The organism is Maribacter sp. ACAM166, assembly GCF_005771495.1.
Lineage (GTDB): Bacteria > Bacteroidota > Bacteroidia > Flavobacteriales > Flavobacteriaceae > Maribacter.
On the sequence record NZ_VAUW01000002.1, the window covers coordinates 115,403 to 136,683 of the forward strand.

Here is a 21,281-nt window from a genome sequence, read left to right on the forward strand (position 1 = left end):
GTAATGACAATACCAATAAAATTGTCATTACTATTACTTTTGAACATAAACATCATAACCTCCGTCTAGATTTATCACATGCAAAAATCCTAATTGGTCTAAACGAATTTGAGATTTTAAACTTCTGCCTCCCTTTTTACAGTAGACATAGATCGTTTTAGTTTTATCCATCGATGCTACTTGTGCATTAAAATTATTCGAAAACCAATCGATATTGACAGCACCATCAATATGACCTTCTGCGTATTCGTTCGGTGTTCGAACATCTAGAAGTATTTCTTTGGATGAATCATAGCTAATGAATTCAGAAATAGATTGAGACTCCATTTGTCCTACAACAATTTGAGCACTACTAAAAAGAATAAAAAGAAGTATGTTTTTCATGGTTCTTGGGATTGTATTCAAAAGTAAGCATTATCGCTAAAATTAATTTACTTTTGAAAGGCAGAATAAAAAATGGAAACACACCAACTTCATCCAGATAAATGGGTAAATCTTTACGCAGACTATCTATTCAATTATGCCGTTACGAGGGTAAGTGACGCTGAAATTGCAAAAGATTTGGTTCAAGACACCTTTATCGCAGGTCTAAAATCTGCAAAAAACTTCAAAGGTGATGCAGCCGAACGTACGTGGCTTATTGCTATATTAAAGCGTAAAGTTATAGATCATTACCGTAAAACAAACTCAAAAAAAGGCAAAGCAGAGGTTCGAATGAGCTACAGCTCGCAAACGGATGCAGAAGGAGATTGGTTAGAGGAACGAATAGCCGACCCCAACAGCAATTTTGAGAGTGACGCAATGGAGAACGAAGAATTAGGCCTGGCCATTCAAAATTGCATTTCTAAATTACCAAAAAAACAAGCTCAAGTATTCACAATGAAAACTATAGAGGGTATGGAAACAGAAGATATTTGTAATGCCCTAGGAATTAATGCGTCTAATCTTTGGGTAATGATACATAGGGCCAGAACAGGTCTAATGGGTTGTTTAAATCAAAATTGGTTTTAATTATGATGATTTCTTGTGAAAAAGCAGCATGTATCTGCAACAAAGCTCAATATAAAGAAGCTTCTATTTGGTCCATTTTAAAGTTAAGGTTTCATCTATTATTGTGTAAGACTTGCTCTAAGCACAGTCAAAGAAACAATAAGCTGACTTCACTTTGCGATAAAGCAAATTTCGCTGTGTTGTCTGAGGAAGACAAAGAGAAAATGAAAGAATCCTTACCTAAAAAAAATTAGCAAACCTCATTGCTAACACAATTACCAGCCACCAAATTAAAGGAATTGACTCTACCCAAAATGAAGAAAAATATTTCCCTTGATTTAATTTAGTTTTAAACAACATAATAACTAAAACCACAAAAAGTATTGTTTTAGCACTAATAGATATCACATCTAAATTGGTTTTAAAAAAGGAGAACACATAAAAAAGAACTGCCCAGCTCAATCCAATACGTTTAGCCCCTTTTACCCCTACTCGTTGCGGCAAGGTTTTTAATTCGGGTTTATCATATTTTAAATCTCGTATTTCAAACGGCACCAAAAGTATTAGCACGAATAAAAACCGCTGAAAAAACTCGACCTTAACATCCCAAGAGATAAACTCCATTTGTGAAAGTGCCGGTAATATAACAGTTGTACCGGCCCAGACCGTAGCAACTATTAAAATTTTCAACCCACTAAAGCTTCTAAAATTTTTATGTTTTGGTAAGACTGGAAGTGCATAAAGAGCGGTCACACCTCCCAAAACTAAAAGCCCTAAAAATATCATTTCCGATAAAAAAAAGATATGATAGAGTGCTACGAGCAAACATCCTATGCTAAAAAATTGAATGTTTTTATGATATCTATTAGCTACAAGAATATACTTCTCAGCCTCTACACCATACTTGACAAAATTATAACAGCTGATAGATCCAAAAAAAACAAAATAATAAAGGGCTGAAGGAACATTTATGTTTAGGGTAAGCGCTGTAATATGGATTAGGCTAAATATCGCCAAAGCCCCATGAATACTTGCATCTAGGTAAAAATCAAATATCCTTTTGAACAAGGTCATTGAACAAAAGTAGGTAAAGTGTTTATAACCTCTTGTTTTGGTTGAAAACTTTAAATAGATAGGTCGTTGCCTTGTCCAAATTACCGATATAAAATTGGTAATTTTGTGCTATATATAACAAAAACATCTATGAGGACTGACGTGTTTGCACTACGCCATATAGGCATAAGGGAAGAAAATTTAAAACACATGCTCAATACAGTTGGTGTTGAGGATTTGAAACAGCTAATTCACGAAACTATACCTGAGGATATCAGACTAAAAAAACCGTTACAATTGGATCCTCCATTGAGTGAGCACAGCTTTCTGGCACATATTGAAGCCTTATCAAAAAAGAACAAAGTGTTTCGTTCGTATATTGGATTGGGCTATCATGAGAGTCTAACCCCATCCGTTATCAAAAGAAATGTTCTTGAAAATCCGGGATGGTATACGGCGTACACGCCGTATCAAGCAGAAATTGCTCAAGGCCGGCTAGAAGCATTATTGAATTTTCAAACTATTATTACTGAATTGACCGGTATGGAACTCGCCAATGCTTCATTATTGGATGAGAGTACAGCGGCGGCGGAAGCAATGACCATGTTATTCGATGTTCGAAGTCGTGATCAGAAGAAGAACGAGATTTTAAAATTCTTTGTTTCAGAAGAAGTATTACCACAAACGATATCAATTTTAAATACACGTTCACTTCCCTTAGGAATTAAATTGGTCGTTGGAAATCACGAAGAGTTTGAATTCGGGAATGATTTTTATGGAGCGTTATTACAATATCCTGGAAAACATGGCCAAGTAATTGATTATTCTGGCTTTGTAGCTAAGGCGAAAGCAAATGATATAAAAGTAGCTGTAGCTGCGGATATTTTAAGTTTAGTGCTATTAACTCCTCCAGGAGAATTAGGTGTTGATGTGGTTGTTGGCACTACACAACGTTTTGGCATACCATTAGGATATGGTGGACCACACGCAGCATTCTTCGCTACAAAAGATGAGTACAAAAGGAGTATACCGGGTCGAATTATTGGTCTAACAAAAGATAGGGATGGTAAACCTGCATTGCGTATGGCATTGCAGACCAGAGAACAACATATTAAAAGAGATAAAGCAACTTCAAATATTTGTACAGCTCAAGTATTATTGGCTGTAATGGCAGGTATGTATGGCGTTTATCATGGACCTAAAGGTTTGAAATATATCGCAAAAAAGGTACACACAACAGCTGTAACATTGGCGGATGCTTTGGGAAAATTAGGCCTTCATCGAATAAATAATGCATTTTTTGACACGATTACCATTAAGGCCGATGCTGAAAAAATAAAACCGATTGCCGAAAAGAATGAAGTCAACTTCCTTTACGTCGATAGCGATACCATTTCTATTGCAATAAATGAAGCTACATCATTAAAAGACCTTAATCAGATTATCACTATATTTTCTGAAGCTCTTGGTAAATCAGCTACTGAAGTTACCACCTTACTTAACAAAACTTCAGTTCCTGAAAGTATTCAGCGAACCAGTACCTTCATGGAACATAAAGTCTTTAATTCCTATCACTCGGAAACGGAATTAATGCGATATATTAAAAAATTAGAACGAAAGGATTTGGCTTTAAACCATAGTATGATTTCCTTAGGAAGTTGTACCATGAAATTAAATGCAGCGACAGAAATGCTACCATTAAGCATGACAAATTGGGGAAATATACATCCCTTCGTTCCGATAGATCAAGCAGAAGGGTACCAAATTGTATTGAGAGAATTGGCAAAAGATTTATCAGTAATTACTGGATTTGCAGACACTTCCCTACAGCCAAATTCTGGAGCACAAGGTGAGTATGCAGGTTTAATGACCATAAGGGCTTATCATGAATCTAGGGGAGAATCAGAACGAAATATTTGTTTGATACCCTCATCTGCACACGGCACCAACCCTGCATCCGCCGTTATGGCCGGCATGAAGGTAATCGTCACCAAAACAGATGAAAAAGGAAATATTGATGTAGCTGATTTAGAGAATAAAGCTATACTTCACGCAGATCGACTAGCAGCCCTAATGGTTACTTATCCTTCAACTCATGGCGTATTTGAATCGTCTATCAAGCAAATCACAAAATTGATTCATGACCATGGCGGACAAGTTTATATGGATGGTGCAAATATGAACGCTCAGGTCGGCTTGACAAATCCGGCAACAATTGGAGCAGATGTTTGCCACCTAAACCTACATAAAACTTTTGCCATACCTCATGGAGGTGGCGGACCAGGTGTAGGCCCAATTTGTGTTGCACCTCAATTAGTACCATTCCTACCAAGTAATCCGGTAATTAAAACGGGAGGTGAAAAAGCAATTACTGCTATATCAGCAGCGCCTTGGGGCAGTTCACTTGCATGCCTTATTTCTTACGCATATATTAAGATGCTTGGCGAACAGGGCTTGACCCAGTCTACCAAAATTGCTATTTTAAATGCCAATTACATCAAGCACAGATTAAGTGGTAATTTTGAAGTTTTATATACAGGCGAAAAAGGAAGAGCAGCACATGAAATGATTATTGACTGCAGGCCATTTAAACAAAATGGTATCGAGGTTACCGATATTGCGAAGCGGCTAATAGACTATGGTTTTCATGCACCGACCGTATCTTTCCCGGTAGCTGGAACCGTAATGATTGAACCGACCGAAAGCGAAAGCCTAGAAGAGCTTGACAGGTTTTGTGAAGCTCTGATATCAATACGTACAGAAATAGATGAATCTTCGATAGATGAACCTGACAACGTTCTTAAAAATGCACCCCATACGCTAGAAATGATTACTTCAGATGATTGGCAATTTCCATACTCAAGACAAAAGGCCTCTTTCCCTTTACCTTATATTAAGGAAAATAAGTTTTGGCCTGCAGTTCGAAGAGTTGACGATGCTTATGGAGACCGTAATTTAATATGCACTTGTGCTCCAATTGAAGCATATGCAGATATAGAATAATCAATATTCATAGTACCTACCAAAGCCTTTTCGAAATATCGAAAAGGCTTTTTTATTTAAAAAATGATAAAGAAATATACTATGAACGTCGTAATATTTGCTATGCATGCATAAAATATTAAAACAGGTTTATTATATTTAAAAATTAACCAATAACGCACAATGAGTATAGCAATAACGGGAACAGGAAGCTATATCCCATCCCTCACCATTACCAATACCGATTTTAACGACCATCAATTTCTTAATTTAGATGGAACAGCTTTTAATCATGACAATAAGGTCATCATCGAAAAATTCAAAGCGATTACAGGTATTGAAGAAAGAAGGTACGCAGAAAAAGAACTTACCACCTCTAACCTTGCTTATTTTGCAGCAGAAAAAGCGATCAAAAATGCACAAATAGATAAAGAAACACTAGACTATATCATTGTAGCCCATAATTTTGGAGACATTACTTATGGTCAAAATCAAGGGGATACTTTACCAAGTTTAGCGACTCGGGTAAAGCATCAATTACAGATTAAAAACCCCAAATGTGTAGCGTATGATTTATTGTTTGGTTGCCCAGGTTGGCTAGAAGGCATGATACAGGCGAATGCGTTTATCAAAAGTGGCATTGCCAAAAAATGTTTAGTAATAGGCGCAGAGACATTATCTAGAGTTATAGATGACTATGATCGTGATTCCATGATATATTCTGATGGTGCAGGGGCAGCAATAGTAGAAGAAACAGAAGACGGTGGTGAAATTTTATCCCACGAGTCAGCTACTTTTGCTACTGATGAAGCTAATTATTTGTTTTTTGGGGGCACCTATAATAAAAGCGATAAAAATAGTACCAATTACATAAAAATGCACGGCAGAAAGATATATGAGTTTGCAGTAACTCAGGTACCGAAGGCCATGGCTGAGTGCCTAGAGAAGAGTAACGTTCCCATAGATGATGTAAAAAAAATATTTATCCATCAGGCAAATGAAAAAATGGATGAAGCCATAGTAAAACGCTTTTTCAAACTTTGCAATAAGGAAATGCCAGAAGGCATTATGCCAATGAGTATCTCAAAATTAGGAAATAGCTCCGTTGCAACTATACCAACACTATTTGACTTAGTCAGAAATGGTAAATTAGAAAATCAAGAAGTTAAAAAGGGAGATGTTGTTATCTTTGCTAGTGTTGGCGCAGGAATGAATGTCAATGCAATGGTTTACAGAATTTAACATGTACGAAAAAAGCTTTCCAAACAAACGATACCAACATACTTTACATTTTTTGCAAAAGCATATTAGCAAAAATGAATCCATTTTAGATTTAGGCGTTAAAAATCCGTTTACCCAGCTAATGGAACAAGATGGTTACAAGGTTAAAAACACAACTGGAGAAGACTTAGATGTTGATCTTTCATCTGTTATAAACTCCAATACGGATGTAGTAACCGCATTTGAGATTTTTGAACATCTTTTAGCACCACTACACATCTTATCTAACATTAAAGCTGATAAGCTAGTAGCCAGTATACCTTTAAGACTATGGTTCTCCTCAGCCTATAGAAGCAAGACAGATAAATGGGATAGGCACTATCATGAGTTCGAAGATTGGCAATTTGATTGGTTGTTGGAAAAAGCAGGATGGGAGATACAGGATAGGCAAAAATGGACTAATCCAGTGAAAAAAATTGGAATAAGACCTCTTCTTAGATTGTTTACTCCGAGGTATTATATCGTATACGCAACTAGAAAACAATAGACCACATCAAAAATGGATTACTATTTAGTTATTCCTATACATAACGAAGAGGCCTTCTTAACAAGCACCTTAGATTCCATATTAGATCAGTCATTGCTTCCTAAAAAAGCAATTCTAGTTAATGATAACTCTACAGATGCCACGGAAGCTATCATAGATTCCTATTTAAAGAAAAGTGCCATTTTTCAAAAATTGAATGTTGTATCATCTATACAACATATGCCAGGCAGCAAAGTAATCAATGCCTTTAATAGGGGATTAGAAACTTTAGATGATGCGTATGATTTTATAGTAAAACTTGATGCCGATATTATTTTACCACACGATTATTTTGAATCTATAAGTACTCATTTTAGGAGAGACACTAGTATTGGTATTTGTGGAGGATTTATTTACGAACAAACCGAATATGGACAATGGGAATTAAGTCACCCAATGGACAAAGAACATATTAGAGGCGCTTTTAAGGCGTATTCCAAAACTTGTTTTAAAGCTATTGGTGGATTAAAAAATGTCATGGGATGGGATACTGTAGATGAACTTTTAGCTACCTATAATGGATTTTCCCTACATACCGATTCTACGCTTAAAATAAAGCACCTAAGGCCCACAGGTAATGCGTATAACATCAACGCTAAAAGACTTCAGGGAAAAGCCATGTACACCATGCGCTATGGATTTATGATTACCTGTATCGCCTCTATCAAAATGGCTTCGAAAAACAATTCAATTAAATCATTCTGGAACAATATGGCGGGGTATATTAATGCCACTCAAAGCAACACTCCTTACATCGTTAGCGAAGAAGAAGGAAGCTATATAAGAACTCTACGTTGGAGAAACATTAAAACTAAAATTTTCGCATAAAAAAAGCCATCTATATAGATGGCTTTTCTTTTATTCTAAAGTTTGTAGATTAGAAGCCTAGTTGCTTTTTAACATCTACCAGAAGGTCTTTACCTCTAGCTACGATTAGTCCACCGCCTGATTGTGCATCGATGACATAATCAAACCCTTGAGCTGTGGCAACCTTTTCAATAGCCGCCTTTGCCTTTTCTGAAATAGGAGCAAACAATTCCGCTTGCTTTTTCTGAAACTCTTGCTGAGCTGCTTGTTGCGCTTCACCTATATTCTTTTCAAAACCTTGTAATTCAACAGCTCTCTTATCATTTTCTTCTTTTGATTTAGAAGGAGCCTCATTTTGATATTGCGTAAATTTATTACGCAATTCAGTCATTGAAGCTTGTATATCGGCATTATACGTTTCTTGTAATTTTTTAAGTTCAGCCTCTGCAGATTTCATTTCTGGCATCGCCGATAATAATTGAGTAACATCTATATGCGCAATCTTACTTTGTGCATTTACAAAACTTGTTGTCGCTACGAACAACAATAAGGCTACTACTATTTTTTTTACTTGTTTCATGTGTTCTAATTTAAATCTAATTTGAGTGTTAATTTTATGGTTACTAAACCTATTTAAACGGTACCGTTATTATCGTCTTTTTCGGTATCGTTATTTCTTTCTTTAAGTTTCTCTTGTTTTTTAGCTTCTCGTTCCTCTAATAATTTTTTTCTTCGCTCCTCATACGCCTTCTTACGTTCTTCTCTTAGCTTTAATTGCTCTGTTCTTGTATCAGTAGCCGACTTCTTCCTTGCCTCAGCTGCCTCTGTAGCTTTATCCAATCGTTCTTGTAACGCCTCACTTACTACTTCTGAATCATCCTCATCTTCGAAAGCACCTAATCTATCTCTATTACTAGCTTTTTTAGACGGTGCGCTTACTTTCCTAGTCCTAGCAATACCTCTTAATATCAAATCACTGATATCGTGTCTTTTTTCAGAATACAACATTACAACATCCGCAGATTTATCAAAAATAAAATCATACTTTTTATTTGCTCCTATTTTTTGCACTTCATTGAATACCTGATCTTGTATTGGTTGAATCAATCTTCTTTTTTGCAAAACCAAATCTCCTTGCGGCCCAAAACGATCCTGTTGATATTCAATCATCTCTCTTTCTAAAATTTGAATTTCCTCTTCACGCTCAGCAATCAACTCTGGAGTCAACAACACCTTTTCTGCCATTAAATCCTTTTTCATTTGCTCCACAATACTTTGCTTCTGCTCCACATCAACTTTCCATCGTTGCACTTTGGTTTCCAACTGTTCAGTTGCATCCCTGTACTCATCTACATTTTCCAGGATATATTCCATATCTACATAGGCAATTCTAACCCCTCTTTGGGCAATACTCCCAATCGTCATAAACATGACTGAAACTAATAAAAGAACTTTTGTTTTTGAACTCATTGCTGATATCGTTTAATCCTAATAGAAAATATCGTGCCAAAAATACTAAATCTTTTAAAATGAAAGGTTTAGAATAATTAACAACTATTTTATTTTAGTTAAAATTAAAACTGTTGACCAATAATGAAGTGAGTTTGCCATCCGCTAGGCCCTTGACCTGCTGATTGTGGTTTTAAATCTTCGTCAAATCCATAACCAAAATCAATACCCAACAAACCAAATGCTGGCATAAAGATTCGCAGCCCCACACCGGCCGATCGTTTTAATTGAAACGGATTAAAGTCCTGAAAATTGTTGAAGGCATTACCACCCTCTAAAAATGCAAGACCATAGATAGACGCAGAAGGCTTCAATGTTAATGGATAACGCAACTCTAAGGAGAATTTATTATAAATTAAAGCACCATCTGGGGTGGTTGCTCCCTCTGAATACGGAGTAATAGATTGATTATCATATCCTCTTAATTGCACAACATCCCTACCATCTAAAGTAAAGTTTCCTAAGCCGTCTCCACCTACATAAAAACGTTCAAAAGGAACATTACCTACCGAACTATTATAGCTGCCTAAAAAGCCAAATTCAGCATTACTACGCAAAACTAATTTATCGACCAATGTAGTATACCAATCGCCTTTAAATTTAACTTTATAATATTCCAATAATCTAAAGCGTTCTTGATCTACATCCTGTAATTCATTATTTTCAGCTTGCGTTATTGTTTGAACATTTTTCTTATCATCTAACTCTTCTGATCTATTTTTCAATGCTCTATAATCTTTATTTCCAAAAAGCGACCATGGCGGAGTAAATTTAGCAGTCACTTCAAAGTTAGAACCACCTCTAGGGAATATACGACCACCTTGTGTTGCATTACGAGAGATACCAAAAGTATACGCTAATGAATTTGCCTTACCGTTACCAAAGTTAAACAGGCCAATATTATAATTTCTAAAATCATACAACTGATACCCTAATGAATGTGATATTGTAAAGAAATCATCCGGCCATTGAACCCGTTTGGCCAAACCAACGGTAACACCTGTAATAGAGAATTGCTGATCTTTGTTAACCTCAATGCCATTACTACCACCATAGGAAGCGGCAAATTGTTGCGTTCTTGATAAACTTAAATTAAAACGTACAGGTTTTTTACCACCTAACCAAGGCTCTGAAAAATTCAAACTATACACTCTAAAAGTTCTACTTGCCTGTAACCTCAGCGCAAATGTTTGACCATCTCCCATAGGCACCGGCTTATATTTCTCACCTTTAAACAAATTTTGAATAGAGAAATTACTAAATGATAGGCCTAATGTACCAATGAAACCACCGCCACCATAACCACCTTGTAATTCTATCTGACTTGACCCTGACTCTACCAAACTCCAAGCTAAATCAACAGTGCCTTCGTTCGGATTAGCATTTAATACATCTGGTGTTATTTGTTCTGCATCGAAAAATCCTAACTGACCTAATTCACGAATACTTCTAATAATATCTGACTTATTATACTTTTGACCCGGTCTAGTGCGCAACTCACGATAAATCACATGATCATTAGTCTTGTCATTCCCAGAAACGGTGACATGGTTAAGGAATGTCTCCTTACCTTCTATAATTCTTATCTCAAAATCGATAGTATCATTGGCTGCAGAAATCTCAACTGGATTAATGGTAGAAAATAGATATCCATTATTCTGGTATAAGCTGGTAACATCTTCTGGATCTGGTTTTGAATTGTCAGCAATTCTTTCTCGTAACAAAACACCATTATAGGTATCGCCTTTTTTAACACCCAAGACTTGATGTAGTTGACGATCAGTATACACCGTATTTCCGACAAAGTCAATATTACCAAAGTAATATTTATCTCCCTCTTCAACCTTAATTCGCAGGTCTATATTATTCTCATCAACCTTGATGATAGTATCTGAAATCACCCTCGCATCACGATAACCATTTTCTGCAAATTTATCTACCAACAGACCTAAATCCTCCTCGTAATCTTCTTGGATATATTTCGATTTTTTCCAAAATCTACCAAAACTTTTTCTCTTCGTACTTTTTAATGCTTTACGTAATTTTTTATCAGCCAATTGCTCATTACCCTCGAAAATTATTTCCCGTATTTTAACCTTATCTCCCTTTTTAACATTGACCGCCATGCTTTGTGCATTCGTTTCTGCTGTATCCTTAACTGTTGCAATGTTTACTTGGGCATTTAAAAAACCTTGTTTCTTGTACTTATTCGTAATGTAATTTTTAGAATTTGAAATAAGGCTTTCAGTAATTTTCTTTCCTTTTTTTAAATCGGTATCCTTAATCAAACCTTCTATCTTACCCTTTCTAACCCCATAAAATGTTACGCTAGTTAAGGTTGGACGTTCAATTATATTTAATTCTAAAAAAACGGTATTATCATCAATATTAGTGATGTAAAATTCAATTTCACTGAATAGCTCTAGTCCCCATAATTTTTTGATTACCTCACTAATTTGTTCACCCGGCAAGGTAATTGGTTGACCAACCCTAAGACCTGTGTAGGTTTTGACAGTTTGCTCATTATAACTTTCAAGTCCGGTTACATCTAATCCACCAAGAATATAGCTTTTACTATCCTCATAGGGAGTTTCCTGTGCGGTAGTAATAAAGGTGAATAAACATAAAAAGGTGAATAAAATGTGGTTCAAGGATATGAACCTGGTCATATCATTAAGTGAGTTGTTCGCTAGTTTTTCCAAATCTTCGTTCTCTGTTCTGGTAATTTTTAATGGCCTCCACCAAATGGTGTTCTCTAAAATCGGGCCAAAATACATCTATAAAGTATAACTCGGCATAAGCAATTTGCCATAATAAAAAATTGCTGACCCGGTGTTCTCCACTAGTACGGATAAGCAAGTCTACGTCTGGTAAATTGTGCGTGTAAAGATGGTTATTTATAATGGTTTCGTCAATATTTTCAATTGAAATTATATTATTTTTAACTTTGGCACTTATAGCTTTAACCGCAGATTGAAGTTCTTCGCGTGCGCCATAACTTAATGCCAAGGTAAGGACCATGCCTGTGTTTTCCTTTGTTTGGTCCATTACCTCAATCAATTCTTTATAAGCTTTTGATGGCAATGCGGAAATATTCCCTATTGTATTTAAACGGATATTGTTTTTGTTAAAAGATTTAAGTTCCTTCTTTAAGGAAGATACCAATAAACGCATAAGCGTTTGTACTTCAACCTTTGGGCGATTCCAATTCTCGGTAGAAAAGGTATAAAGGGTTAAAAATTCTACACCTATTTGAGCACATTCTTCAACTACAATTCTAACTGTTTTCACGCCATGCTCATGTCCAAAAACCCTAAGTTTACCGCGCTCCTTTGCCCACCTGCCATTACCATCCATAATAATAGCTAGATGCTTGGGGACATTTAGTTTATCAATATCACTTATATCACTCATGTCTATTTTACTCAAAACAATCCATACAGGGCTTTCTACCAAAGGTATATGTCAAGGTCAACCCTGAAAAAACATACCAATCATCACTGAAAATATTTCCAAACTGAAATTCTTCAAAATTTGAACCTTTCGGGTTACTGGCATCTAAATTGTCAGTAAACGTGTATCTGGCGCCTATTTCTGCTCCAAAAATAAGAAACTGATTGATACGATACTTAAAACCCGCAGTCATTGGTATTGCAAAACCGCCATCTTTTTGCCCAATCTCCTGCAACACATCTCCATTAAAATACTCGTAATCATACCTGAAATAGGTTAATCCGGTATATAAATATGGTGTAAAAGCCGGCCCCAATTTATGTAAATTATACTCGACGAAATTAAACTCTAGACCGACCGAGCCCTCTAAAACAGAATTATCTACAACATATCCTCTTTCCTGTCTAGCCGTTGAACTTGATTTCGTATCATCGGCTGTAAACTGACCATACATTACACTTCCGCGCCATGCATATCTTTTGCTAATGTTCCATTTGAACAATCCACCAAAAGCAATATCGGAAGGTAAAATATAGTTGGTTCTTCCTACGTCGCTAATCGTATTTGCTCCGCCTGCAAAAACACCTACTTCATAAGTTTGTGCTTGAAGTCCGCTAAGTAAAAAAAGCAGTAATACTAACGTTATGTAACGCATAAAATAGTTTTTGCTATTGTTGTTCAACTCCTATTAACAATAGAAACTTGAACAAAGTTTAAGTTCTCAATGGATAAACAACGATTAAGGCCATTTATTGTTTAAAACTAGGTTCTATTTCGCCTATCCTCACCCCAAAGAAGCTTATTTCTAAGGGTCTTAAAAAAACTTTCTGAAGAATATTCTATCATTTTAACGGTAAAGGGAGCTTTACTTATCGAAATCTCTTCTCCATTTTCCAATGATGCTATTCTAGAGTCAAGTGAAACCAAATGATTTTCCTCTCGACCCGAAACCTTTAAGCGAATAACGGTGTCATCTGTAATCACCAAAGGCCTTGCATTAAGATTATGCGGGGCAATAGGTGTCAAAACCAATGATTTTGCTGTCGGTACTATCACAGGACCACCACAACTTAACGAATATCCCGTTGAGCCAGTAGGTGTTGAAATAATTAATCCATCTGCCCAATACGAAGTTAAATATTCGTTGTTCAAATAAGTTTCTACAGTAATCATTGAAGTAGTATCCTTTCTGCTAACCGTAATCTCGTTTAGGGCAAAATTGAGATCACCGAATTCCACATCTAATATTTTAGTGTTTAGTTGAACCAAACTACGCTCAACCACTGCATACGCACCTTGCTTGAATTCTTGAACTACCTTTCTTACATCTTCCTTTTTAAAAGTAGAAAGAAAACCTAACCTACCCGTATTCACCCCAACTATGGGAATGCCTAAGTCTCTCACAAAGGTTGTAGCCCTTAAAATCGTACCGTCACCTCCAAAACTAATGAACATATCAAAGGTTGAATCCAACCCACTATTCATCGTGAAGGTTGGAAATGTTTTAGAAGACCCTGTGGCAGAATAAAGCTCGTAGAAATCCTTTTCGATAGACACCTCTGCGGCTTCCTTATTAAGCTCATCCAACAACTCTATTAGATATTCAATGGCGTTATCTTGATATGTTTGACCATAAATAGCTACTTTCATTTTAGACATTTAGGTATTTTTCTAAATAATCTGAGCGATTCTTAAGATCTTCCAGAAATTGATCATCACTATTCCCAAAAAGTATCTGATAATTATATCTTCTAAAAGTCTGTACGACCTTATTATAATTGTTAGAAGTAATCTTTAAGGTCACTTGTATGATATCGTTTTGTGTATCGGTAATGAAACCACCGATAAGCTTGGCGTTATTACTCTCAACAATTTGAGCAATCTCACTAAATGAATAATCATTAACTCCTGTCGCCACCACAAGCATACTACCCGGATCAGTGAAAAATGGAGTATTTATAAAAACAGCGACTATATCAATAAGATTATAGTACCCTACCACCTCTTCTGTGTTATTTAAAATAGGTAAAATATTTGCTTCATTTCGAGCGAACACCTCTAAAACATCAAGCCAATTCATATCGTCACGTACAAAGAAGCTCTGCAGTTCATATCTAAATTCTTCTATTTTAGATTCAGGAAGAAGTGCTTCGGAATCATTTTCAGAAAAAACCCCTAAAAACCGTCCTTCTTCCACAATCGCTATATGAGAATAGGTCGTATCGTGAAAAAATTCTAAAACTTTTCCAAAAGTATCCTTTATCTCAAATACAGGGATATTCGTAATGATATGTTCTTGAATATGCATAGGCTTATATATAACGCAAAATAACAATTAATAATATCAAAAGGCGTGCCTTATTCGTATTTTTGAATCTCTCAAAAGGTAAATCAGACATAATGACAAAACTTAGCGTGAACGTAAATAAAATAGCAACCCTTAGGAATGCCCGTGGCGGAACTATTCCTGATTTACTAAAGGTTGCGAAAGACTTAGAAGATTTTGGAGCGCAAGGCATTACGATACATCCAAGACCTGACGAACGTCATATCAGATACCAAGATGCCAGAGATTTAAAAAAAATAGTGCAAACCGAATTAAACATAGAAGGCAATCCTATTTCTAAATTTATTGATCTAGTTCTAGAAATAAAGCCAGAACAAGTTACTTTAGTACCCGACTCAATTGACGCAATAACATCAAATTCAGGTTGGGACACGATTAAAAACAAGGATTTTCTAACTGATGTAATCGAGACTTTTAAACAAGCTGGAATTCGAACATCAATTTTTGTTGACCCAGACCCAGAAATGGTTGAGGGAGCAAAAGCCATAGGCGCAGATCGCATTGAATTGTATACGGAAAGCTATGCTTTAGCTTACATTAAAAATAAGGAAATAGCTATTCAACCGTTTATCGAAGCTGCAAAACGCGCCGATGAATTAGGAATTGAAATTAATGCCGGTCACGATTTAAGTTTAGATAACATTCAATATTTTAGGAAGCAGATTCCAAACTTAAAGGAAGTTTCAATTGGCCATGCACTTATCTGCGAAGCTCTTTATCTTGGGCTAGAAAATATTGTGAATATGTATTTACATAAACTGAAATGAAACAAATCTTACATTCTATAATAGTAGGAGAAGGAAAACCTGTTTGTATTCTACATGGGTTTTTAGGAATGCTCGACAATTGGAAAACCTTAGGTTCGTTGTATGCTGATAATGGATTTTGTGTTCATTTAATCGATCAACGAAATCACGGTAAGAGTTTTCATTCTACTGATTTTAATTACGACATACTATCCGATGATTTATTAGCCTATATGGATTATCACGCTATTGACAAAACCATATTAATTGGTCATTCTATGGGAGGTAAAACAGCAATGCAATTCGCATGTTCGCATGCTGAACGTATCGAAAAATTATTGATTGTCGACATTGCTCCTAAATTCTACCCCCCACATCATCAAACTATTATGGACGGCCTCAATGCTATTAGCGTTTCAGGTTTACAATCAAGAAAAGATGCAGACAATCAGCTAAAAAAACATATTTCAGATAATGGCACAAGGCAATTTTTATTGAAAAATCTCTACAGAAACGCAAGTCAAAAATTAAGTTTTCGTTTTAATTTAGAAGTGCTTAGCCAAAAGATGGAGGAGATCGGAGGTAATATCAACAGCTCTGAAAGCTTTGGTGGTCCTACCCTTTTTCTAAAAGGTGACCGTTCAGAATATGTTACACAAAATGATACAGAACTAATACATAAACATTTTCCGAAGGCCCGTATAGAAACAATCGATAATGCGGGACATTGGCTGCACGCTGAAAACCCAGAACAATTTTTCGTAAAATCTTTGGCCTTTTTCAACCGGGATTAAATACGCCACGTCGTTCAAATTTTATATTCACAAAAATCAATAAGAATCAATTTAAATAAAACACTATGAAACTAATTCTAAGAATACTCTTAAGCGCGTTGGCCGTTATAATTTTAGCTAATGTTTTACCCAATGTGTCTGTAGACACTTTTATGACCGCAGTTATAGTAGCAGTTGTTCTGAGCCTATTGAACATTTTAGTGAAACCGATTTTAGTTATTTTAACACTACCTGTTACCATAGTCACATTAGGCCTCTTCTTATTGATTATCAATGCTATAATAATTTTGCTAGCAGATAAACTTATTGATGGATTCGCAGTAGGCAATATTTGGTGGGCATTGATTTTTAGTCTCTTACTTTCTTTTTTACAATCTATCTTTTTCACACTGTTAAAAGAAGACAAATCATAGTTGCTTTTGATTTGAAATTCAATACTTTAAAAAATTGGTTGACTTTGCAAAAAATCGTACTTTTGCATCCGATTTTACACATGCAAATAGATATTAAGGAATGAATATTACTAAAGAGCAGATAGACGATTTAAATGCAGTAGTTAAAGTTGCTATCACAAAAGACGATTACCAAGATAAGGTAGATACCATTTTAAAGGATTATAAGAAGCAAGCTAATATTCCTGGTTTTAGAAAAGGTCAAGTACCAATGGGCCTTATTAAAAAACAATATGGCAAATCGGTGCTGGTAGATGAAGTAAACAAAATGTTGCAAGAAAATCTAAACAAATATCTTACCGAAGAAAAATTAGATGTTCTTGGAAACCCTCTTCCAAAACAACAAGATAATTTTGATTGGGATCAAGAGGAATTAGCTTTTGAATTCGAACTTGGTTTGGCGCCAAATTTTGAAGTTTCATTGAAAACAAAAAAAGCCATTACGCAATACAAGATTATTGCAGACAAGAAAACGGTTGAAGAGCAAATCGAGCGCATTCAAAAGCAATATGGCACACTAGTAAGTAAAGATGTTGTAAGCAAAAATGATGAGGTTAGTGGTTCTTTCACCAATGAGGCTGAAGAAATCGACACTACAGCAATGTTGGAAGTTGATCAGTTAAAAAGCAAAAAAGCTATAGACGCTCTAAAAGGCAAGAAAGTTGGAGATGAAATCATCTTGAAAACAAAAGGTCTTTTCAGTGAAGACCATATGCTTTCAAGTGTTTTAAGCATTGACAAGCAAAAAGCGGAAAAATTAGATATTGAGGTTACTTTTAAGATTACCGAAATAAACGAACGAGAAGCTGCCGAATTAAATCAGGAATTATTTAACAAACTTTTTGGGCCAGATTCTGTTACGTCTGAGAAAGAGCTTAAAGCGCGTATTAAAGATGATTCAGAAAAACAATTCGAGCAACAGTCCGATCAAAAATTACTGAACGATGTAACTGAATATTTCATTGAAAATACCAAGTTTGAGTTACCTACTGGTTTCTTGACCAAATGGATTCAAATGACAGGTGAAGAACCGTTATCTGAAGAACAAGCCAGTGAGGAATATGAAAAATCAGAAAAAGGCCTACGATACCAACTAATAGAAGGTAAAATAATTCGTGACAATGAACTTCAAGTTCAGTTTGACGAATTAAAGGAATTTTCAAAAGGATTCATTCGTTCACAGATGGCCCAATTTGGTCAATTAGATCCAAAAGAGGAAGAATTGGATACTATTGCAGCACGTGTTCTTGGCAATCAAGATGAAGTAAAAAGACTTTCAGAACAACTAATGAGTCAAAAGCTATTGAATCTTTATAAAGAGAAAGCAAACCTTAAGACTAAGGAGGTTACCTATGAAAACTTCGTGAAAGAAGTTTACGGATAATTTCAAACAATAAATTAAGTATCTTTACGGTGCCGAAAATAAAATTTTCGGCACCTTTTTTTACTCAAAAAAATAGACATACAATTTATGGATTACGGAAAAGAATTCAAGAATTTCGCTATAAACGACCAAGGCATTAGCAGCACATATTACGACCAAATAATGAGTAGCGTGTACCCGGTTAACATGACACCCAATATTATTGAAGAAAGATCTATGAACGTTATAGCGATGGACGTCTATTCGCGATTGATGATGGATCGTATTATATTCCTGGGAACAGGTATTAATGATCAAGTCGCAAATATCGTACAAGCGCAATTGCTGTTTTTGGCAAGTGTTGATTCAAAAAAAGACATTCAGATATACATTAATTCTCCTGGAGGAAGCGTTTATGCTGGATTAGGTATTTATGATACAATGCAATTTATCAGTCCAGATGTTGCAACCATTTGCACCGGTATGGCTGCATCAATGGGTGCTGTTTTATTATGCGCTGGCGAAAAAGGAAAGCGAAGTGGCTTAAAACATTCTCGCGTTATGATACACCAACCAATGGGTGGTGCACAAGGTCAAGCAAGTGATATTGAAATTACTGCCAGAGAAATTTTAAAGCTAAAAGAAGAATTATATCAAATTGTAGCTGAACACTCAGGTAGAGATATTGAAAAAGTACGTGACGATAGTGATCGTGATTACTGGATGAAGGCAGACGAAGCCCTTAAATACGGTATGATTGATGAAATATTAGTAAGGGATAAAGAATAAGTGTTACGAATAGAATTGAATAAATAAATGATTTTTAAACCAAAAACGAATTTCATTCGTTTAGGAATAGAATAGAGAAGATAGATAATGGCAAAGGAAAATTTAGAGTGTTCATTCTGTGGTAGAAAAAAGCCAGAAACAAATTTATTAATTGCAGGGCTTGATGCTCATATTTGTGATCGCTGTATTGAACAGGCTCACGGCATTGTAGCTGAAGAATCAAAACAGACAAAGACCAATGATCTTTCTTCTGAACTGGTCCTAAAAAAACCACAAGAAATTAAGAAATTTTTAGACACCTATATCATTGGGCAAGAGCGTACAAAAAAGGTAATGTCGGTAGCCGTATACAATCACTACAAACGATTGCTTCAACCTTCTTCAAAAGAAGATGATATAGAGATTCAGAAAAGTAATATTATAATGGTTGGGCAAACCGGAACAGGTAAAACCCTAATGGCAAAAACCATTTCAAAATTGCTCAACGTACCCTTGGCCATCGTTGATGCTACAGTATTGACCGAAGCAGGTTATGTAGGTGAAGATGTAGAAAGTATATTGACCCGTCTATTACAAGCAGCTGATTACAATCTTGAAAAGGCTGAAAGAGGAATCGTATTTATCGATGAAATAGATAAAATAGCTCGTAAGGGCGATAACCCATCAATTACTAGAGATGTTTCTGGAGAAGGGGTGCAACAAGGGCTACTAAAATTATTAGAAGGGACTGTTGTAAATGTTCCGCCTAAAGGAGGAAGAAAACATCCTGATCAAAAATTCATTGAAGTCAATACTGAAAACATACTTTTTATAGCTGGTGGAGCCTTTGATGGTATTGAACGTGCGATTACTAAACGCTTGAATATGCAGGCTGTAGGTTATAGCGCTTCAAAAGCAGACAATTTCTTGGACACTACCAACATGTTGCAATATATCATCCCTAGAGATTTAAAAGAGTTCGGACTTATACCTGAAATTATTGGTAGACTTCCTGTTCTTACCCATATGAATCCGTTGGATAAAAAGACCTTAAGGGCCATTTTGACCGAGCCTAAAAATGCAATTATAAAGCAGTATGAAAAACTGTTTGCGATGGATGATATTACATTTACTATCACAGAGCAAGCTTTAGACTATATTGTAGATAAAGCAATTGAGTATAAACTTGGAGCTAGGGGCTTAAGATCGCTTTGTGAAGCAATATTTACAGATGCTATGTTTGATATGCCAAGTACAGGCGAAACAAAATTCAAGGTTACAAAACCATATGCAGAACAAATGTTATCGTATGATACAATAAAAAAGTTAAAAGCAGTTTCTTAAGCATTTAACTGAAAATAGCACATAAAAAAAGCGTGAATTGATTTTCACGCTTTTTTTATGTGCTAAACTGTGTTTTATTTACTTATCCTACCTTTTTAATCTCAGGCGCAATTTGAGTTACCTCTTGCAATAAATCTAGGCAGACTTTTTGAATGATTTTTTCATCTGAATATAATGTATGTGCGTAATTGGGTGAAATTTCCATATCAATCCCTAATCTATTAGACCAATCTTCACTTGGCCTAAATTGATCATTTTGGCCATAAAGTAATTGAAATGGTACATTAGGTTTTTCGTTTTTTAACCGAATTCTTGTAGCAGAAACACTGTACAATGATTTGACTGGCAATCCCTTTTTTGCAGCTTCCCATACTATAGTGCCCCCTGTACTAAATGCAAGGTAATAACATGGTTCTTTCTCCTTTTTTAATAAATGAGACACAGCGGTTTCAATACCACCAGCCACAAAAGCGTTATGCACATTCTCTTCTGATTGTACAACTATATCTAAATTCGCTAATTGTTGGCTATCATAAAAGGTTATATCAAAATATTGTTGAAGGTAGCCTAAATATGAAGTTATCCATAAACCTTTCTTAACGCCCCACATGTCTGAAACAATTACTAATTTCTCTGCCATAATAATGGTGTTTTGTTATTTGGTTAAGTTTTTCCCCTACAGCAAGTTGGATTTTTAACCTCATATAGTGTTATTTATTTGTTTATTCGCTTAAATTATCGGTGTAGTTCCTAATATTAAGGTACTTGAAATAAAATAGCTGTATTAAATTACTAACAAATAAGCATATCAAATCATGACAAAGTTAGTTCTACTACTGAGCAAAAATATAAGATTGTTGTGATTA

Annotated in this window: 21 protein-coding genes; 11 read left to right on the plus strand and 10 right to left on the minus strand. The window is 35.5% G+C overall.

The window, feature by feature from the left end; all coding sequences use genetic code 11:
• Nucleotides 1-33 precede the first annotated feature (33 nt).
• Nucleotides 34-384 carry a rhodanese-like domain-containing protein gene (locus ES765_RS01900; protein WP_138110903.1) on the minus strand — a complete coding sequence of 117 codons (351 nt, stop codon included), beginning with the start codon at nt 382-384 and terminating at the stop codon, nt 34-36.
• 72 nt (nt 385-456) lie between these two features.
• On the opposite strand from ES765_RS01900, the gene ES765_RS01905 reads away from it, so the two are divergent.
• Nucleotides 457-1,011: a sigma-70 family RNA polymerase sigma factor gene (locus ES765_RS01905; protein WP_138110904.1), complete on the plus strand. Its 555-nt coding sequence runs from the start codon at nt 457-459 to the stop codon at nt 1,009-1,011.
• A 219-nt stretch (nt 1,012-1,230) separates the two neighbouring features.
• Here ES765_RS01905 and ES765_RS01915 read toward each other — a convergent pair whose 3' ends face one another.
• A complete protein-coding gene (locus ES765_RS01915) occupies nt 1,231-2,064 on the minus strand; it encodes a hypothetical protein (RefSeq protein WP_138110905.1) in 834 nt (277 codons plus the stop codon).
• 129 nt (nt 2,065-2,193) lie between these two features.
• On the opposite strand from ES765_RS01915, the gene gcvP reads away from it, so the two are divergent.
• From gcvP to ES765_RS01935, 4 genes are all read left to right on the plus strand, one after another.
• Nucleotides 2,194-5,046 (plus strand): aminomethyl-transferring glycine dehydrogenase, encoded by a 2,853-nt coding sequence (gene gcvP, locus ES765_RS01920; protein ID WP_138110906.1) that lies wholly within the window; start codon nt 2,194-2,196, stop codon nt 5,044-5,046.
• 162 nt (nt 5,047-5,208) lie between these two features.
• Nucleotides 5,209-6,267, plus strand: a complete 1,059-nt coding sequence (locus tag ES765_RS01925) for a 3-oxoacyl-ACP synthase III family protein (RefSeq protein ID WP_138110907.1) — start codon at nt 5,209-5,211, stop codon at nt 6,265-6,267.
• Nucleotide 6,268: 1 nt separating this feature from the next.
• Nucleotides 6,269-6,793, plus strand: a complete 525-nt coding sequence (locus ES765_RS01930; RefSeq protein WP_138110908.1) for a class I SAM-dependent methyltransferase — start codon at nt 6,269-6,271, stop codon at nt 6,791-6,793.
• Between the two features lie 12 nt (nt 6,794-6,805).
• Nucleotides 6,806-7,660, plus strand: a complete 855-nt coding sequence (locus tag ES765_RS01935; RefSeq protein ID WP_138110909.1) for a glycosyltransferase — start codon at nt 6,806-6,808, stop codon at nt 7,658-7,660.
• Nucleotides 7,661-7,709: 49 nt separating this feature from the next.
• Here ES765_RS01935 and ES765_RS01940 read toward each other — a convergent pair whose 3' ends face one another.
• The 7 genes from ES765_RS01940 to ES765_RS01970 all read right to left on the minus strand — a co-directional run bounded on the left by ES765_RS01940 (nt 7,710) and on the right by ES765_RS01970 (nt 14,909).
• Nucleotides 7,710-8,219: an OmpH family outer membrane protein gene (locus tag ES765_RS01940; protein WP_138110910.1), complete on the minus strand. Its 510-nt coding sequence runs from the start codon at nt 8,217-8,219 to the stop codon at nt 7,710-7,712.
• A 53-nt stretch (nt 8,220-8,272) separates the two neighbouring features.
• A complete protein-coding gene (locus ES765_RS01945; protein ID WP_138110911.1) occupies nt 8,273-9,109 on the minus strand; it encodes an OmpH family outer membrane protein in 837 nt (278 codons plus the stop codon).
• Nucleotides 9,110-9,213: 104 nt separating this feature from the next.
• A complete protein-coding gene (locus ES765_RS01950; protein ID WP_138110912.1) occupies nt 9,214-11,817 on the minus strand; it encodes an outer membrane protein assembly factor in 2,604 nt (867 codons plus the stop codon).
• 4 nt (nt 11,818-11,821) lie between these two features.
• Nucleotides 11,822-12,562 (minus strand): isoprenyl transferase, encoded by a 741-nt coding sequence (locus tag ES765_RS01955; protein WP_138110913.1) that lies wholly within the window; start codon nt 12,560-12,562, stop codon nt 11,822-11,824.
• Between the two features lie 7 nt (nt 12,563-12,569).
• A complete protein-coding gene (locus ES765_RS01960) occupies nt 12,570-13,256 on the minus strand; it encodes a DUF6089 family protein (protein ID WP_138110914.1) in 687 nt (228 codons plus the stop codon).
• A gap of 107 nt (nt 13,257-13,363) precedes the next feature.
• The gene (locus tag ES765_RS01965; protein ID WP_138110915.1) at nt 13,364-14,251 is read right to left on the minus strand and encodes an NAD kinase; all 888 of its coding nucleotides are present in this window, start codon (nt 14,249-14,251) and stop codon (nt 13,364-13,366) included.
• A gap of 1 nt (nt 14,252) precedes the next feature.
• The gene (locus ES765_RS01970) at nt 14,253-14,909 is read right to left on the minus strand and encodes a CBS domain-containing protein (RefSeq protein WP_138110916.1); all 657 of its coding nucleotides are present in this window, start codon (nt 14,907-14,909) and stop codon (nt 14,253-14,255) included.
• A 92-nt stretch (nt 14,910-15,001) separates the two neighbouring features.
• On the opposite strand from ES765_RS01970, the gene ES765_RS01975 reads away from it, so the two are divergent.
• From ES765_RS01975 to clpX, 6 genes are all read left to right on the plus strand, one after another.
• Nucleotides 15,002-15,715, plus strand: coding sequence for a pyridoxine 5'-phosphate synthase (locus ES765_RS01975; RefSeq protein ID WP_138110917.1), 714 nt, complete (start codon nt 15,002-15,004; stop codon nt 15,713-15,715).
• Nucleotides 15,712-16,488: an alpha/beta fold hydrolase gene (locus tag ES765_RS01980; protein ID WP_138110918.1), complete on the plus strand. Its 777-nt coding sequence runs from the start codon at nt 15,712-15,714 to the stop codon at nt 16,486-16,488. The genes ES765_RS01975 and ES765_RS01980 overlap by 4 nt, the downstream gene beginning before the upstream one ends.
• A 65-nt stretch (nt 16,489-16,553) precedes the next feature.
• Complete coding sequence (locus ES765_RS01985) at nt 16,554-16,901, plus strand: phage holin family protein (protein ID WP_138110919.1); 348 nt, start codon at nt 16,554-16,556, stop codon at nt 16,899-16,901.
• A gap of 100 nt (nt 16,902-17,001) precedes the next feature.
• Complete coding sequence (gene tig / locus ES765_RS01990) at nt 17,002-18,324, plus strand: trigger factor (protein ID WP_138110920.1); 1,323 nt, start codon at nt 17,002-17,004, stop codon at nt 18,322-18,324.
• A gap of 87 nt (nt 18,325-18,411) precedes the next feature.
• A complete protein-coding gene (clpP, locus tag ES765_RS01995) occupies nt 18,412-19,092 on the plus strand; it encodes an ATP-dependent Clp endopeptidase proteolytic subunit ClpP (RefSeq protein WP_138110921.1) in 681 nt (226 codons plus the stop codon).
• An 87-nt stretch (nt 19,093-19,179) separates the two neighbouring features.
• On the plus strand, nt 19,180-20,415 hold the full coding sequence (gene clpX, locus ES765_RS02000; RefSeq protein WP_138110922.1) for an ATP-dependent Clp protease ATP-binding subunit ClpX: 1,236 nt from the start codon (nt 19,180-19,182) through the stop codon (nt 20,413-20,415).
• Between the two features lie 82 nt (nt 20,416-20,497).
• Here the strand turns inward: clpX and ES765_RS02005 are convergent, their stop codons facing one another.
• A complete protein-coding gene (locus ES765_RS02005; protein ID WP_138110923.1) occupies nt 20,498-21,055 on the minus strand; it encodes a hypothetical protein in 558 nt (185 codons plus the stop codon).
• Nucleotides 21,056-21,281: the final 226 nt, after the last annotated feature.